15 protein-coding genes and 4 tRNA genes are annotated in these 15,575 nt (G+C 37.6%); 8 read left to right on the forward strand and 11 right to left on the reverse strand.

What is annotated here, in order from left to right:
* The first annotated feature begins 93 nt into the window (after positions 1–93).
* The 4 genes from QSG86_RS06395 to QSG86_RS06410 all read left to right on the forward strand — a co-directional run bounded on the left by QSG86_RS06395 (position 94) and on the right by QSG86_RS06410 (position 946).
* A tRNA-Ser gene (locus QSG86_RS06395) sits at positions 94–183 on the forward strand.
* Between the two features lie 14 nt (positions 184–197).
* Positions 198–274: transfer RNA gene (locus QSG86_RS06400), tRNA-Arg, on the forward strand.
* 45 nt (positions 275–319) lie between these two features.
* A tRNA-Arg gene (locus tag QSG86_RS06405) sits at positions 320–396 on the forward strand.
* Between the two features lie 473 nt (positions 397–869).
* Positions 870–946: transfer RNA gene (locus tag QSG86_RS06410), tRNA-Arg, on the forward strand.
* A gap of 74 nt (positions 947–1,020) precedes the next feature.
* Here QSG86_RS06410 and QSG86_RS06415 read toward each other — a convergent pair.
* The 6 genes from QSG86_RS06415 to QSG86_RS06440 form a co-directional block, all read right to left on the reverse strand.
* The gene (locus QSG86_RS06415; protein WP_317030727.1) at positions 1,021–1,281 is read right to left on the reverse strand and encodes a YdcH family protein; all 261 of its coding nucleotides are present in this window, start codon (positions 1,279–1,281) and stop codon (positions 1,021–1,023) included.
* An 86-nt stretch (positions 1,282–1,367) separates the two neighbouring features.
* Positions 1,368–1,697 (reverse strand): chaperone modulator CbpM, encoded by a 330-nt coding sequence (locus QSG86_RS06420; RefSeq protein ID WP_317030728.1) that lies wholly within the window; start codon positions 1,695–1,697, stop codon positions 1,368–1,370.
* Between the two features lie 10 nt (positions 1,698–1,707).
* Positions 1,708–2,676, reverse strand: a complete 969-nt coding sequence (locus QSG86_RS06425; RefSeq protein WP_317030729.1) for a DnaJ C-terminal domain-containing protein — start codon at positions 2,674–2,676, stop codon at positions 1,708–1,710.
* A 307-nt stretch (positions 2,677–2,983) separates the two neighbouring features.
* The gene (locus tag QSG86_RS06430) at positions 2,984–3,859 is read right to left on the reverse strand and encodes an Hsp33 family molecular chaperone HslO (RefSeq protein WP_317030730.1); all 876 of its coding nucleotides are present in this window, start codon (positions 3,857–3,859) and stop codon (positions 2,984–2,986) included.
* 50 nt (positions 3,860–3,909) lie between these two features.
* A complete protein-coding gene (locus QSG86_RS06435) occupies positions 3,910–5,757 on the reverse strand; it encodes a monovalent cation:proton antiporter-2 (CPA2) family protein (RefSeq protein ID WP_317030731.1) in 1,848 nt (615 codons plus the stop codon).
* Between the two features lie 92 nt (positions 5,758–5,849).
* A complete protein-coding gene (locus QSG86_RS06440) occupies positions 5,850–8,072 on the reverse strand; it encodes a primosomal protein N' (RefSeq protein ID WP_317030732.1) in 2,223 nt (740 codons plus the stop codon).
* A 133-nt stretch (positions 8,073–8,205) separates the two neighbouring features.
* On the opposite strand from QSG86_RS06440, the gene gspF reads away from it, so the two are divergent.
* The 4 genes from gspF (at position 8,206) to QSG86_RS06460 (ending at position 11,242) form a co-directional block, all read left to right on the forward strand.
* Positions 8,206–9,411, forward strand: coding sequence for a type II secretion system inner membrane protein GspF (gene gspF / locus QSG86_RS06445; RefSeq protein ID WP_317030733.1), 1,206 nt, complete (start codon positions 8,206–8,208; stop codon positions 9,409–9,411).
* A 12-nt stretch (positions 9,412–9,423) separates the two neighbouring features.
* Complete coding sequence (gene gspG / locus QSG86_RS06450; protein WP_317030734.1) at positions 9,424–9,861, forward strand: type II secretion system major pseudopilin GspG; 438 nt, start codon at positions 9,424–9,426, stop codon at positions 9,859–9,861.
* 124 nt (positions 9,862–9,985) lie between these two features.
* Positions 9,986–10,483 carry a YcxB family protein gene (locus QSG86_RS06455; RefSeq protein WP_317030735.1) on the forward strand — a complete coding sequence of 166 codons (498 nt, stop codon included), beginning with the start codon at positions 9,986–9,988 and terminating at the stop codon, positions 10,481–10,483.
* Between the two features lie 117 nt (positions 10,484–10,600).
* Positions 10,601–11,242 (forward strand): fumarylacetoacetate hydrolase family protein, encoded by a 642-nt coding sequence (locus QSG86_RS06460; protein WP_317030736.1) that lies wholly within the window; start codon positions 10,601–10,603, stop codon positions 11,240–11,242.
* Between the two features lie 396 nt (positions 11,243–11,638).
* Here the strand turns inward: QSG86_RS06460 and msrA are convergent, their stop codons facing one another.
* The 5 genes from msrA to thyA all read right to left on the reverse strand — a co-directional run bounded on the left by msrA (position 11,639) and on the right by thyA (position 15,498).
* Positions 11,639–12,163: a peptide-methionine (S)-S-oxide reductase MsrA gene (gene msrA / locus QSG86_RS06465; RefSeq protein WP_317030737.1), complete on the reverse strand. Its 525-nt coding sequence runs from the start codon at positions 12,161–12,163 to the stop codon at positions 11,639–11,641.
* Between the two features lie 231 nt (positions 12,164–12,394).
* Positions 12,395–12,859: an META domain-containing protein gene (locus QSG86_RS06470; RefSeq protein WP_317030738.1), complete on the reverse strand. Its 465-nt coding sequence runs from the start codon at positions 12,857–12,859 to the stop codon at positions 12,395–12,397.
* A gap of 106 nt (positions 12,860–12,965) precedes the next feature.
* On the reverse strand, positions 12,966–14,024 hold the full coding sequence (locus QSG86_RS06475; RefSeq protein WP_410487448.1) for a DUF4105 domain-containing protein: 1,059 nt from the start codon (positions 14,022–14,024) through the stop codon (positions 12,966–12,968).
* Positions 14,025–14,052: 28 nt separating this feature from the next.
* Positions 14,053–14,565 carry a dihydrofolate reductase gene (locus tag QSG86_RS06480; RefSeq protein WP_317030739.1) on the reverse strand — a complete coding sequence of 171 codons (513 nt, stop codon included), beginning with the start codon at positions 14,563–14,565 and terminating at the stop codon, positions 14,053–14,055.
* A gap of 90 nt (positions 14,566–14,655) precedes the next feature.
* Positions 14,656–15,498, reverse strand: a complete 843-nt coding sequence (gene thyA, locus QSG86_RS06485) for a thymidylate synthase (protein WP_317030740.1) — start codon at positions 15,496–15,498, stop codon at positions 14,656–14,658.
* Positions 15,499–15,575 lie beyond the last annotated feature (77 nt).

Raw genomic sequence — 15,575 nt, forward strand, 5'->3', positions numbered from 1 at the left:
TTAAAAAGTATTTAATTGAGTAAAAAAATACAAATTTTCGAGACTCTATGCTTGCAGTCATGCCACGAAGTTTGTATTATGGCGGCACGTTACGGTGAGATGGGTGAGTGGCTGAAACCACATCCCTGCTAAGGATGCATACGGGCAACTGTATCGAGGGTTCGAATCCCTCTCTCACCGCCAACTTTACTTATATCGCGCTCATAGCTCAGCTGGATAGAGCACTTGGCTACGAACTAAGGGGTCGGGAGTTCGAATCTCTCTGAGCGCACCAATAAGTAAATTAAAACTAACGTATACCGTAAGGTAAATAAGTAATGCGCTCATAGCTCAGCTGGATAGAGCACTTGGCTACGAACTAAGGGGTCGGGAGTTCGAATCTCTCTGAGCGCACCAACTTAAAAAATTAACCGCTTAATTGCGGTTTTTTTGTATCTAAAATTTATTTAGACTTATTTATAATTCATCATAAGCATCTGATGCTATGGTTTAAAACTAAAACTAAAACTAAAACTAAAACTAAAACTAAAACTAAAACTAAAACTAAAACTAAAACTAAAACTAAAACTAATCACAGGATTAATTGAGATGATCAGTCGAGTTGGTCATCTGACTGAATAAAACATTTACATCGATCTATTTTCTATCTCTGGTCTACACAGATGAGTTTTGAGATTCATCTCCATTGCTCAACAGATCTTGATCTCAAGCGATTAAATGATCGACATAGCGTTGATTTATAGTATAAATCGAATAAATTTAAATCAATCTACATCATGGTGTTTAAATACTACACACTTAAAACAAATAATAGAAAAAAAATTTAACAAATCTAAAAAATCCTGTATGATATGCCACATCAAGACGTCGCGCTCATAGCTCAGCTGGATAGAGCACTTGGCTACGAACTAAGGGGTCGGGAGTTCGAATCTCTCTGAGCGCACCACTTGAAGAATTAACCGCTTAATTGCGGTTTTTTTGTGCCTAAATTTTGTATACGTCACTATGCACAAGTCTGGTTTATTCCAACTGTTGCTGTTTGTCTTTCAGTAACTGATAAATTTCATCCTTAAGTCGCAGTTTTTTTCTTTTTAATAATTCAATATTATCGTTAATCAAGTGAATGGGATTTTGTTCCAGTTGACTAATTTCTTTATCTAAGCTGTCATGTTCTTCAAAAATTTTTGCAAAATGCGGATTTTCTTCTCTCAGGTGCGCAATAATGTCCCTGAATTCAGGAAACATATGTTTATACTTTTTATTATATTCTTTTAATTTCATGAGTATAGTCGTCCTCTTAAAAAACTAATCAATAACAGACGTATTTCGCATGCACATTGGCATGCGAAACGGGGTATATATCAATATTACATTGGAAAATGTTTTACTTGACGTCGTAGTTGTTGAACTTCATCAATTAAATCAAGCATCATGGCAACGGCAGTTAAACTGGCATTAAAGTCTCGTTGTAAACGATATGCACGCCGTGCACGGGTGACATCATCACCAAAGAACTGATGAATTCGCTCATCTGGTCGATTGGGAAGAATATCGTATTCGAGCAGTTGTAAAATCCATTCTGGGCTTTGACCACATGCTTGAGAAAAACGTTCTAGATCAAAACAAATTTGCTCATCTACGATTTGTGCTTCAATACAATCGTCATAAATAACTTCACGATAATGAATAGTAGTCATGACTTGCTCCTTAAGATTGACGAGGCTTAAATTGAGAGAATGCTTCTGCAAAAGCCTGATATGCGGCTTGTTCTGTTTCACTATTTGCAGGTGGATTGACAATATTTAAAATCAAATATAGGTTTCCAGGTGTTTTATGTGGAATCCCTTGTCCTTTAAGGCGTAGTTGCTGTCCAGTACGTGTATTTTTGGGTAGATTGACTTGGACTTTATTACCAGCAGGTACTGTGATTTCAATTGCTTGGCCTAATGCTGCTTCCCAAGGTGTAATGTCTACATTCAAATAGATATCGGCATCTTCTACTCGAACTTTATCTGTATTGATATAGTGGATTTCAATATACAAATCACCATTTTTTCCGCCATTAATGCCGGATTGGCCTTGTCCTGATAAACGAATTTGTTGGCCATCTTTCATGCCTTTCGGAATTTTTACCTGCAGCGTTTTACGCTGAATCTCAGCTTCTCCGTAGCCATTCATTGTTGGAATTTGTAGGGTAATATTTTGTGTTGCACCATGAAAAGCAATATCTAAATCTACATCGAGACTGGCATGCTGGTCTTCACCTTGATAACTTCGATTGTGTTGACGCTGGCTACGTTGATAGTCATAGTTTGAACCACCAAATCCAGCACCAAATCGACCAAAAATATCTTCAAATCCTGAGAAATCATGTTGTTGATCATCAGCACCGTAATGATAATATTGGTTTTGTTGAAAGCCTGAATGACCTTGTCTACCTTGACCAAAAGGATTAAAGCCTTCTGGATGTTCTAGTTCAAAATCATATTGCTTTTTCTTTTCTTCATTGCTTAAGGTATCGTAAGCGACATTAATTTCTTGCATACGTGCTTCAGCATCATCTTCTTTGCTGATATCAGGATGGTATTTTTTTGCTAGCTTACGGTATGCTTTTTTTATTTGTTCAGGAGATGCATCTTTTGCAACACCCAAAGCATCATAATAATTTTTTGCCATAATTCCATCATTATTTATATAATCTTCTTCTTATTTTTATCATATTTATTGAATAAAATAGTAGCACATCTATGTATGTTATTGTTTCAAATCATCTCGATATCAGCATCTGTCTATACAATATTAAATTCTATAGTCAGATAAAGGTGATCTGGCACCATTGCTTCAATCGAATCATCGTGTTTTATGCTGACCATATTAGATATATAGCGCATAAAGTATGTATATTTTAGGACTAACGTTAAAAATATTAAGCCAAACGGTACATATGGATAACTCATTTGGCTTTTGCTTCAATGATGATTGTTTAACTTAAATGCTCGCCAAATAGCGCCAATGCTTGTTCTGCAGTAAAAGAATATCGTGTACTACAGAATTGGCAATCCATGGTAATTGGATTTTGATATTCTAAAGTCTCACGTACAGATTCTACGCCGATTTGCTTTAAGGCATTGGCACAGCGTTCTTGAGAGCAGGTACAACCAAATTTTAACTGTTCGATGTCAGGTAGTCGTACATCTTCTTCATTGTAAAGACGATATAAGATTTCATTGCTTTCTAAATTTAACAGCTCTTCAGCTTTTAATGTTTCGGTTAGCATGTTGAGTCGTGGCCAGAGATCTTCATCCACTTGTTTTTGCTCTTCTTCATTATTACGTGGTAATAATTGAATCAGTAAACCTGCGGCAGATACTGTATTGCTAGCCAAAACAATACGTGTTGGAATCTGTGCGGATAAATCATAATATTGCATCAGACAGCCAGCTAAAGTAGGTTGGTCTAATGGAACAATACCCTGATAGCGTTCACCGACTTCAGGTTCAATATTGATAAATAACACGGGCTTAATTAAAGTTTCAAGAACCGTGCTACTGTCTACTGCTGTATTAAAGCGAGGATCTTGCTCGTAGTCGGCCAATGCACGTATTTCACCGAGATGATTACATTCTGCCATGGCCCATTTTAATGGACCAGATGCTTGAATTTGTAAGCTAATACGCCCTTTAATTTTGAGTGTACTTGCCAGCAATGCTGTTGCACTTAACATTTCTCCGAGTAAAATTTGCACTGCTGGTGCATAGTCGCGCTGTGCAAGTATTGTTTGTAAAGCATGTTCGAGATGAACGACTTCACCACGAACAGGGCTATTTTCAATAAAAAAACGTTGGCGTAAATCAGACATAGCATTCTCCATAACCCTGCTTAGATGGTGGCAATTTTTTAAAACACAAGTTAGTTTACAGAATCTCGTGTGACATCAATATGATGCGGTGGTAAATGACGTTTTAAATTGACACCGGTCGGTTGTTCACGAATTTGAGCATCATTTTCAAATAAATGTTCCAGTTCAGCCAAAGCATTACGATGAGAGCTATAAATTTGCTGTTCATCGGTATAGACCAATTGCTGCTCTGCCAAGAGTTTTTCATCATAATCACGAAATAGTTCAATACTTTTATAGGCATCTTCTGCCGATATACCCAGTTGACATAGGGCTTGATAAGCCATGCCTAAAGAAGAAAGATAGGTTTCACGCCAAATATAAGCGACACCTAAATCACGGAGTAGATGAACATGATGGCGGTCACGAGCACGAACCAATAGTTTTAAATCTGGATAGTTTAGACGAATATGCCGAGCAATATTCATACAGTCTTCAATGTCATCTATGGCTAAAATAAACAATTTGGCATGTTCAATGCCAGCAGCACGCAATATTTCTGGTTGAGTGGCATCACCATAGTAGACTTTACCACCATAATTTCTGACAAAATCAATTTTCTCTAAATTATTATCAATGCCAGTAAAGTGTAAATGTTGTAAATAGGCCACACGTGCAATAATTTGTCCAAAGCGGCCAAATCCAGCAATAATCAGTGGATGATGTGTATCTTCTTCAGGAATTTGATCATAGTCGGGTATAGGCTGTGTAGGTGAGAATCGATCTAATAATCGTGTCACCAGCCAATACAGTAATGGGGTGAGTACCATAGAAAGTGTGACGATGAGAATTAGTGGCTCGAACAGACTTTGACTGAGGATTGTTTCGCTTTTTGCCACATTAAAGATCACAAAAGCAAACTCACCGCCCTGAGCCAGACAAGCACCCAGTAATACACTATTACGCCAAGAGAATTGATAATAACGTGCAATCGCCAAAAGCACCATCATTTTGATAAGGATCAAGAGTAATGTAGCGCCAATAATCAACCATGGTAATTCTAGTAGTAAGGTAATGTTGGTGGTCATGCCTACAGCCATAAAGAATAAACCAAGCAATAGACCTTTAAATGGTGCAATACTGGCTTCTAATTCATGTCTAAATTCAGAATCCGCCAGTAGTACACCCGTAAGAAATGCACCTAAGGTGGTGCTAATTCCTAACAGATCCATTAATCCAACTACGGCTAGGACAATAAATAAGCCGACAGCCGTAATCAGTTCATGAGCGCCACTTTGTGCGACGAAGCGGAAGAATGGACGCATTAAGTAACGGCTAAACAAGAATAAACCGGTAAATGTCGCAATAATCGCAGCAAAATAGGCAATACCATGTGGTGCCGAGCTATTGCCTGCCAATAAGGGTAAGATGGCGATGAGTGGAATTGCCGCCATATCTTGAAAGAGAAGAATTGAAAAAGATTGTTGTCCGTAAGTGCTATTGAGTTGCTGTTTTTCTGTTAGTAATTGTAAGGCAAATGCTGTGGAAGAGAGTGCTAATGCACTGCCAATCACCAGACTACTAATCCAATGTTGCTGGAATGCAAAAAAGATTAAAATACTCAGTAGTAGGCCAGTACTGATGACTTGAACACTGCCCATCAGGAAAATCGATTTTCGCATGGCCCATAAACGTTGTGGACGTAATTCTAAGCCAATTAGAAACATTAATAGAATCACACCCAATTCAGAAATTTCTTGAATTGCAGCGGGATTATTGGCCAAATTAAATACACTGGGACCCAGTAAAATCCCAGTAAATAAATAACCCAGAACGGTCGCAATCCCCAGTCTTTTTAATAAAGGTACTAACAGTAAGGCTGCACCAAGAAAAATAGTCACTTGTAATAATAACGGCATTGCTTCGTCCTAAACTATTGTTATTGGGAGCGAAAAATCGACATGATATGACATGTCTAAATATCGATAAATACGCTAAAGGCTGAGCTATTTTAGCTTAATTCTTGTGGATCAATATCTAAACTGAGTTTCATATTTGAAGGTTTTTGCTGCAACATATTTTGCCAGCATTGACGTAAATAAAAATGTAATCGTGCACGATCTTGAGAGAATAAAACCATATGTGCTTGATAACGGCCCGCTTTACGTTCCATTGGAGCAGGTATTGGTCCCCAAATATCAATAATATGATTGGATGCTGTTCGTAAATATTGTGCATATTGGCTTAAAAAATCTTGATTGCTTTGCTGATTTTTTGATTCACAGCGAATCAAAGCACTATAACGATAGGGTGGGAGTAAGGCGGCTTGACGCTCTTTGAGTGTTTGTTTGGCAAAGGTACGATAATCATGATTAATGAGGGTATTTAATAAAGGATGATCTGGTCTTAAGGTCTGTAAATAAACCTCTCCTTTTTTTTCACCACGGCCGGCACGGCCAGCAACCTGTACAATGAGTTGTGCCGTACGTTCAGGAGCACGAAAATCAACACTTAACAGTCCTGCATCGATATCAAGAATAGCCACCAAAGTGACATAGGGAAAATGATGCCCTTTAGCCAACATTTGTGTACCGAGTAAAATGACAGGTTGGCTGCTTTGCACCCGATCGTAAATTTTTTGCCAGCTTCCTACGCGCTGAGTGGAGTCACGATCAACTCGAATAACATCAAAATCAGGAAAAATTTCATTGAGATGTTGTTCTACTTTGGCCGTTCCCATTCCAATCGGTTTAAGTTCTTGATGTTGGCATTGGGGGCAGTGTTCTGGTTTACGCTGAATCGTACCACAATGATGGCAGTGTAAATGTGGATAAGGATGTTGATGTAAGGTAAAGTTCGCATCACAATGGGGACATTTTGCTTGCCAAGCGCACTGTTCGCAAATCAGTACAGGTGCATAGCCTCGTCGATTTAAAAAAATCAGGACTTGTTCTTTTTTGATCAAGCGTTGTTGAATTTCATTAATTAATAATTGACTGATACCGTGTTGTTTTTGGCTGGTTTTTAAGTCAATGACATGAATTTTCGGGATACGTGCCGATCCCGCTCTTTGATTGAGTTTTAACTGAGTTAATTTACCTTGTGCAACTAAACCATAGCAATCAATACTGGGCGTTGCCGATCCTAAAATAATCGGACAACCTTCTAAATGTGCTCGATACAATGCAACATCACGTGCATGATAACGAAACCCTTCTTGTTGCTTAAATGATAAATCATGCTCCTCATCCAAGATAATTAAACCTAAACGTGCCAGCGGTGTATAAATAGCAGAACGTGTACCTAAAATAATCGAAGCTTTACCTGCTTGAGCATATTGCCATGCCTGTAAGCGTTTTGAATCATTTAGACCCGAATGGAGTAAAGCAATATGACAATGAAAACGTGACTGAAATCGGCTAATAGTCTGAGGTGTAAGGCCAATTTCAGGGACGAGAACTAACACTTGTTTACCTTGTTTTAATACCTGCTCCATGACTTGTAAATAAACTTCAGTTTTCCCGCTACCTGTCAAACCATCCAGTAAAAAGGCATGGTATTGCCGTTGGGCTTGTAAAATACGCTCAATGGCTTTTTTTTGCTCCTCATTTGCAGTCAATGGCATTTGTGCCAAGCTGACAGGCATTACCGTGAGATCTTGTGTTTCGAGTGTGCATTGACAAATATTCTTGCGCTCAAGTGCTTTTAATGTCGTACTCTCGATGCCCGCCAAATTTAGAATATTCTCAGATGTGCCTTGAGGATGTAATTTGAGTATTTTATATGCATCCTGTTGTTTTACTGAACGTTTAATTTTATCTTCAGCCTGATGATCTACGAGTGTCCAGACCCGATGCAAAATGTTGGCGGGTTTTCCTTGGCGTAATAAGGTTGGTAGTGCACTTTGCATCACCTCGCCAATCGGGAATTGATAATATTGTGCTGACCATGTCAACAAACTTAAAACTTTCTCATCTAAGATGGGCTGATGATCTAAAATTTCTGTAATTAATTTCAATTTAAATGAGGGGTTTAAAGGGGCATCGGGAGGCAGTTTCTCGACCACAATACCAATTAAATTCTGTCGCCCAAATGAAATGGATACACGGCTACCCGCTTCAATTTGCTGATATTGATCTTCGGTTACTAGATAATCAAAGCAATCATATAAATGTACAGGTACTGCAACGCGAATACGATAGTGAATCGGCTTTAAGTCTTGAGTATTTTGCATAGCGATGTCGTTGTTCCTGAACTGAATATAAATATCGTCGCGCCAGTACAATGTCAAATACAGAATATGAATGATTTTAGTGTCTTTATGCAACTGTACGACAGTAAAAAATGAGGAAGAAGAAAAGAGACCTATGCCAGCATATCAATTTATTGCCTTAGATGGTGCAGGAAAGCAACAAAAAGGTGTTATTGAGGGTGATTCTGCTCGTCAAATACGACAGCAATTACGAGATCAGGCTTTGATTCCTATTGCTGTTACCGCCGTGGAACAGAAAAATAAGCAAAATATAAATATATGGCTGCAAAAAAAACTTTCCGCCTATGATCTTGCATTAATGACTAGACAGCTTTCGGTTTTGATTGCTGCTGCAATTCCTTTGGAAGAAGCCATTAAGGCCATTGCTAAACAAAGTGAAAAAAATCATGTGCAAAATATATTAATGTCTGTACGTTCAAAAGTACTAGAAGGCTACTCCTTGGCCAATGCACTACAACAATCAGGCAAACTTCCTGATTTATATATTGCAACGATTGCGGCAGGAGAGCGCTCTGGACATTTAAATCTTATTTTAGATCAATTGGCCGAATACACGGAAAATCGTTTTGCAATGCAAAAAAAAATACAGGGTGCCATGATTTATCCCATTATTTTAATGGTGATGTCATTTGCTATCGTCATGGGACTGATGACCTATGTTGTTCCTGATATTGTCAAAACATTTCAGCATAATAAAGATGCATTACCTTTGATTACTGTGCTTTTAATGCGGCTAAGTGATTTTATTCGTATGGCATGGCCATGGATGCTATTGCTGAGTGGCATAGGTATCGTGGTCTTGATTAAATTTTTAGGCAGTGCAACAGGACATTATTTTTTTGATCAATTAATACTCAAATTGCCATTATTCGGTAAACTTTCGCGTGGTATTAATGCTGCACGCTTTGCCAGTACACTTTCGATTTTGACTCAGTCTGGTGTGCCACTGGTAGATGCACTAAAAATTGCTGCTGCTGTGAGTAATAATTGGATGATTCGAGATGCAGTACGTGTGGCAGCAGAAAAAGTAACGGAAGGTGGTAATTTATCGACTCAATTAGAACGGAGTCATTATTTTCCAGCCATGATGGTACAAATGATTAAAAGTGGTGAAGCATCAGGGGAATTAGATCGTATGTTAGCACGTGCTTCAGATATGCAAGATAAAGAAGTCAGCACACTTATTTCGACCTTATTAGCCTTATTAGAACCGTTGATGTTGGTATTAATGGCTGTGATTGTATTAATCATTGTAATGGCTGTGATGCTACCAATCGTCAATATGAACACGATGATTTAAATAGAAGATGATATGAGAAAATCAATGAGAAGACTGCATAAGCAATCTGGTTTTACATTAATTGAAGTGATGGTTGTAATTGTTATTTTAGGTATTTTAGCAGCATTAGTGGTACCGAATGTCATGGGAAAAGTTGATTCTTCAAAAATAAAAACAACTGAAATTACCTTAAGTAGTGTAGCAAAAGAACTGGATACGTTTAAAATGGATAATAATCGTTATCCAAATGCACAAGATGGTGGCTTAGAGGCTTTGGTCACCCAACCAGAGCATGTTAAGAATTATCCAGTTTCAGGTTATTTAAATAAATATCCCAAAGATAGTTGGGATAATGATTTGCAATATGTAAGCCCTGGTAGTGATGGTCGACCTTATGATTTATATTCATTTGGTGCAGATGGTAAAGCTGGTGGGGAAGATGGAGATCGTGATTTGTACTACACACCTTAAAATATAGCATGATCAATCAACTGATTGATGATCAGGATGAGGTGATGAAAAGCTGGGCTAAAAACGAATTTAAGCGTATTTTAGTGTAATATTGAGTGCAAATTCTCCATTTGATATTAAGTTCATGTCTGAAATTAAGCCCACTTTATCTTTACGCTATTTTTTAAGTCTTGAAGAGTCCCAAGATGGTTTTGCTTTGGCCACTTTTGGTAAAAAACAGATAACACGTTTTATCACACCTTTAATTAGTATTGCGATTATTGTTTGGGGCGTTTATCTGGGTCTAGATGGTGTGGGGCGTTACTATATTGGTTTAGGTAGTTTCTTTTTATTACTACAAATTTTAATGCGTTACTGGTTTTTGCCGATGATGTTTAAACGCCAATTTATTAAATATCAATTTGGTAAAAACGAGCAAGGTTTAGATTTATTTCAAGATTATGCAGAAGTATCTGCCAATGGCCAACAGCGCGTATTTCATTATCATGAGGTACAAAATTTTGTGATTGGGCGCCTAACCTATATGATTGAACTAAAAAACCGTACGGTGATTGTGGTACCTAAACAAGCCTTTCACAATGCGGCAGATCAAACCATATTTGAAAATACATTCAAAAAATAACAATTATAATGCGTGTGGATATAGCATAATTTTGTAGACTTTCTTTGATCTTAAGCGTATTTATTTTTAAACGTATCATTAGAAGTCTAGTTTATATCACTGTTTCAAGGAAAAGTTATGAGTGCTCGTCCGTCAAAAATAGTCTGTGTGGGTCGTAGCTATGCAGATCATGCCAAAGAATTGGGTAATGCGATTCCAGAGCATCCAGTATTATTTATGAAGCCACCCAGTAGTCTAATCTCGTTACAGCAAGGTATTCATTGGAATAGTGCTTTAGGTGATTGTCATTATGAATGTGAATTAAGTTTACGTATTGATCAACGATTACAAGGTGAAACTGATCCACAAAAAGTATTGGCTGCGATTGGTGCGGTCACTTTGGGTTTAGATTTAACTTTACGTGATCTGCAGGATGAACTTAAGAAAAAAGGTCAACCATGGGAGCGAGCTAAAGCTTTTGATGGTTCTTGTGTATTGGCAGACTGGGTCGATGTTAGTGAAATTGTCGCTTGGGACGAAGTGAATTATCGTTTTTATGTGAATGATGAATTACGTCAACATGGCAATACTAAATATTTAATTTTTGATATTGTGTCTTTATTAATTGATATTAATCAAGTTTTTAGTTTAGAGCCTGGTGATGTGATTATGACTGGTACACCTGCTGGTGTGGCTGCACTACACCCGGGTGATCAATTAACCATGAGTTTGACGGGTAAAACTCAAGAGTATATTTGGCAGACTTTTGTACAGGCTTAAGTGGCTATTGTTGGTACTCACTAAGTCATTATGCCAATCCATAAAGTGGATTGGCATTTTTATTTAAAAAATCATTTAGAAACAAAGAATTGGATTTAAATCAATCGTATATTGGAAATAAAAAGAGCTGAAAAAATGAAAACACTAACTCTAATGGAAACAAATGAAATCGCAGGTACCTTATTTGCTACAGAAAATATCAGACCATAATCCAAAAGGTAGCGTAGATCTTGTAATAAGAGTATGGAAATGTGGGAGTTTAAATCACCGTGATGTAAACTCCACAAAAAAACATACTTTTACTAAATAGTATTTTTCAGGACATAAGACTCTAGCAGTAGCAATCTCGGTCCTTTAGGTCGGAGAGGATGTCAAGAAGCGATGTATATGATTCGTTTAATGACTTTTCATTAAGTGCTGAAATTTTTTATGTAATTTAAATAACTTCGGCGGAATAGATGCATTACAATAGCCTTGGGTTGGATTCTTTTCAAAAAATTTCTGATGATATTCTTCAGCAGCAAAGAAAGTTGGTACAGGACTAAGCTCGGTTACGATATTTAAACCTTCTGCTTTAAGTTCTGCAATTGCTTGTTCAGCTTGAGCTTTTTGTTCTGCTGTATAGTAATAAATTACAGAGCGATACTGGGTTCCAATATCATTACCTTGACGATTTAATGTTGTTGGATCATGGGTGGCAAAAAAAACATCAAGTAATTGTTTAAATTCAATCTGTGATTCATCAAACTCAATGTGGAGGACTTCAGCATGCTGAGTATCCCCTTGACACACTGCTTCATAACTTGGATTTTCTGTATGTCCACCGGCGTAACCACAGGTCACATTTTCAATGCCAGATAGACTTGAAAAAACTGCATCAGTGCACCAAAAACAACCACTTCCAAATAATGCTTGTTGCATAGGTCTATCCTTAATTTATTAACTGAGCTATTAAATTGGGGATCAATTATATTTTATCAATACAAGATAATGAGATTTATATTGATATGCTTCTGATTGGCATTATCTAATCAGAAGCATGGAAGACTATTTAAATCATGTGCAATAAACATGAAAAAAATACCTGATCTGTCATTGCTCATGGATCAATAGATGAGTGATATGAGCTGATTCTCTTGCTTTATCATCACGCTATCGCGGCTGAATAATATTTTCAAATTCAAGCAGTGGATTACCATGACGATCCAGTAGTTTTAAGGTGTTTCCAAACACTTGATAATGTGTCACCTTCGCCAATGCCTGATTAAATTTTTGATCTAAATGATTATTGTTAAGACATGCCATACGGGTTGTGGCCATTTGTTCAAACTGAATACGGTCTTTTTCAACCGTATAATTTCCCATCAGGCGATTACAGCCATCTGTCCCTGTAACACGATGAGTTGTTGCATCAAATTTAAGACTGGCACGAGGTGCGCTATTTTGAGCATACTGGATTGGATCATTGCCTATTTTGGTTGCGATCCATGTTGTACTTTGAAGTAAGGTTAAGTTGTTCGTGGTGATATTCGCTGATGATGTTGCCATATTCGATTGGCAACCCATCAGTGCTAAGCTGGAACTGAGTAATGATGCAATCAATAATTGTTTTAACATTTTAGTTCACTGATAATTGATAAGGGATGTTTAATATAAACATAAATAAAGCAAAATGATAAAGACATTTTGGTGCGTATTTTTTTAATCATGTTGATTTATTTGATTAAGGCGCAGGCTTTAAACCTTGACGAATCAGTGCTGAATATTCTGCACTGGTGATATTGTTTTTCGCTTCGGTTTTTGGATTGATATGCGCTTGTCGATACCAATCAGCCATTGACCACTGATGATCAAATGCGTTTAAGTCATAAAGATAATTAGGTAAATATCCGGAAAGTATCAGTCTATAATCGCTTGGATATTGATGTTGTGAAATGGCTTGCGCCATATCAAATACCAAGGTTGTACAATTACTGGTGAGGGTATTATACCATCGCGGTGTTTGTTGTAATTGTTGGGCTGTATGAAGATATTCTTCAAATAAGGCACGTGCTTCAGATTGAGGCATACGAATTGGAAAAAAATAGACTTGTTCTTTACGGATATTGCTTCTGGTAAAAATAATATCTTTTTCATCTGCAGCCACAAGACTGAGTTCAAATTTCCTAAAAAAGCCGCCTAGAGCAGAAAAAGACTCATTTTTTTCTTTTCTAATTTCGATTGAAAATGTCAGTGGGGGGCTATTATAAAAGTCAAAGCTCACTAAGGTATGGGCAATTTGTGGCCCCATCCAGTATGACGTAATAATATTTACGCCTGAAATTTGATTTAAATCAACTGTACGTGTTTCCCAACGTGGATCATATCGGTTTTCACTATGCCAGTTAAAGTTACGGACATTGTGTAGCGTAACAATATCCCCATGCTGTTCAACGGTTAATACTTTTTCAACTTCAGGTGCCCATTCGCGATCTTGTTTTGCTTCAATATTAAAATACCAAATGAGCATGAGTACAAACATAAAGCCGTATAACCATAAACTTGGACCATAACGCATCAGGCGCCACGTTAAGCCATATCTAAGGGTAATACAGGCTAAAACAAGCCAAAGTATAATCGCAATTACAGTAATCAACTCACCGAAGGGATGTTGATACCACAAAGCCATACAGACCCAAATTGAAGACAGCAGTACAATTAGGCCACCCAGAACTTGACCTAATCTTTTACCGAGTGTAGATAAAGATACGCGTTTTGGAGATGAGGAGTGTTCTGGATGCATGATTTTATTATACTACTCATTTAGTTGATTATTTTTTATAACAGGCAAACTCAAAAGCAACTCCTGTTTGCTCATCATAGTGCTGCTCAGCACTTACTTTTTTAAATTCAGCTGGAATTTCTGGATAATGAGCATCACCTTGGACATCTAATGCAACATGAGTGAGTTCAAGGCGATCGGCCAGATGAAGTGTTTGTTGAAAAATTTCCCCTCCACCAATAATAAAAATCCGATTGGGTTGCTCTGAAGCCTGCACATCTGTGATTGCTTGATGAAGAGCATCTTCCACACTGTGCGCCACTTTAGCTGCTGGAAATGTCCAAGATGGATCTCGAGTAATTACCCAGTTAACACGCTTGGGCAAGACGCGTCCCATCGATTCTAAGGTTTTACGGCCCATGATCACCACACCGCCTTGAGTAATCTCTTTAAAATGTTTGAGATCTGCAGAAATATGCCAAGGTAAAGCATTACCTTGGCCGATACAGTGTTGTTGGTCCATGGCAACAACGTGAACCACTTCTAAATTTTGAAAGCCCATAGCATACTCAAATGATTAATTTTCGGATTTAATCCTTCTTATTGAATCGATTATTTCTGATCGAACATGAAATAAGAAGGCTAGCTCATGTTAAATCGCAACTGGCGCCTTGATTGCAGGATGAGATTGATAGTTGATAATTTCAATATCTTCAAAATTAAAAGCAAAAATATCTTTGATATCAGGATTTAATTTTAATTGACATAATGGCAATGGCTCACGTGTGAGTTGTAATTGTGCCTGTTCAAAATGATTGGCATACAGATGGGTATCTCCGCCAGTCCAAATAAACTCGCCAACCTCTAATTCACAGACTTGGGCAATCATATGGGTAAGTAGGGCATAACTGGCAATATTAAAAGGTACCCCTAAGAATACGTCTGCGCTACGTTGATAGAGTTGGCAAGATAATTTACCGTGTTGTACAAAAAATTGAAATAAGGTGTGGCAGGGTGGTAAAGCCACTTGGCCTGCTTCGTTGGGATTCCAGCCCGACACAATTAAACGACGTGAATTTGGATTGGTTTTAATTTCATTGATTAGCCATTGAATTTGGTCGAAACCATCTTGTTCATATAGGCCATTTTCTTTTTTTGTTGCGCCAAAATTACGCCATTGATGTCCATAGACTGGACCAAGTTCCCCTTCAGGGCGTCCAAAACGTGCAGTTTGTTGTGCTGTTGCCCATTCATCCCAAATACTAACATGATGATCTTGAAGGTATTGAACGTGCGTATCACCTTTTAAAAACCATAATAACTCAATGACAATAGAGCGAAAATGTACTTTTTTGGTTGTCAGTAATGGAAAACCTTGTGCTAAGTCAAAACGCATTTGATGACCAAAGACAGACCGTGTACCTGTACCAGTTCGGTCGCCTTTATCGCCACCGTTATCAAGGATGTGTTGTAAAAGGTCTAAATACGTTTTCATAAATGTCCTGTTATTTTCCACGCTAACAATCGGTCAATGGATTAAGTTTTAAGGCGTGCAATCCATAAACTTAATCT

This window comes from Acinetobacter sp. SAAs474, from assembly GCF_032823475.1.
Lineage (GTDB): Bacteria > Pseudomonadota > Gammaproteobacteria > Pseudomonadales > Moraxellaceae > Acinetobacter.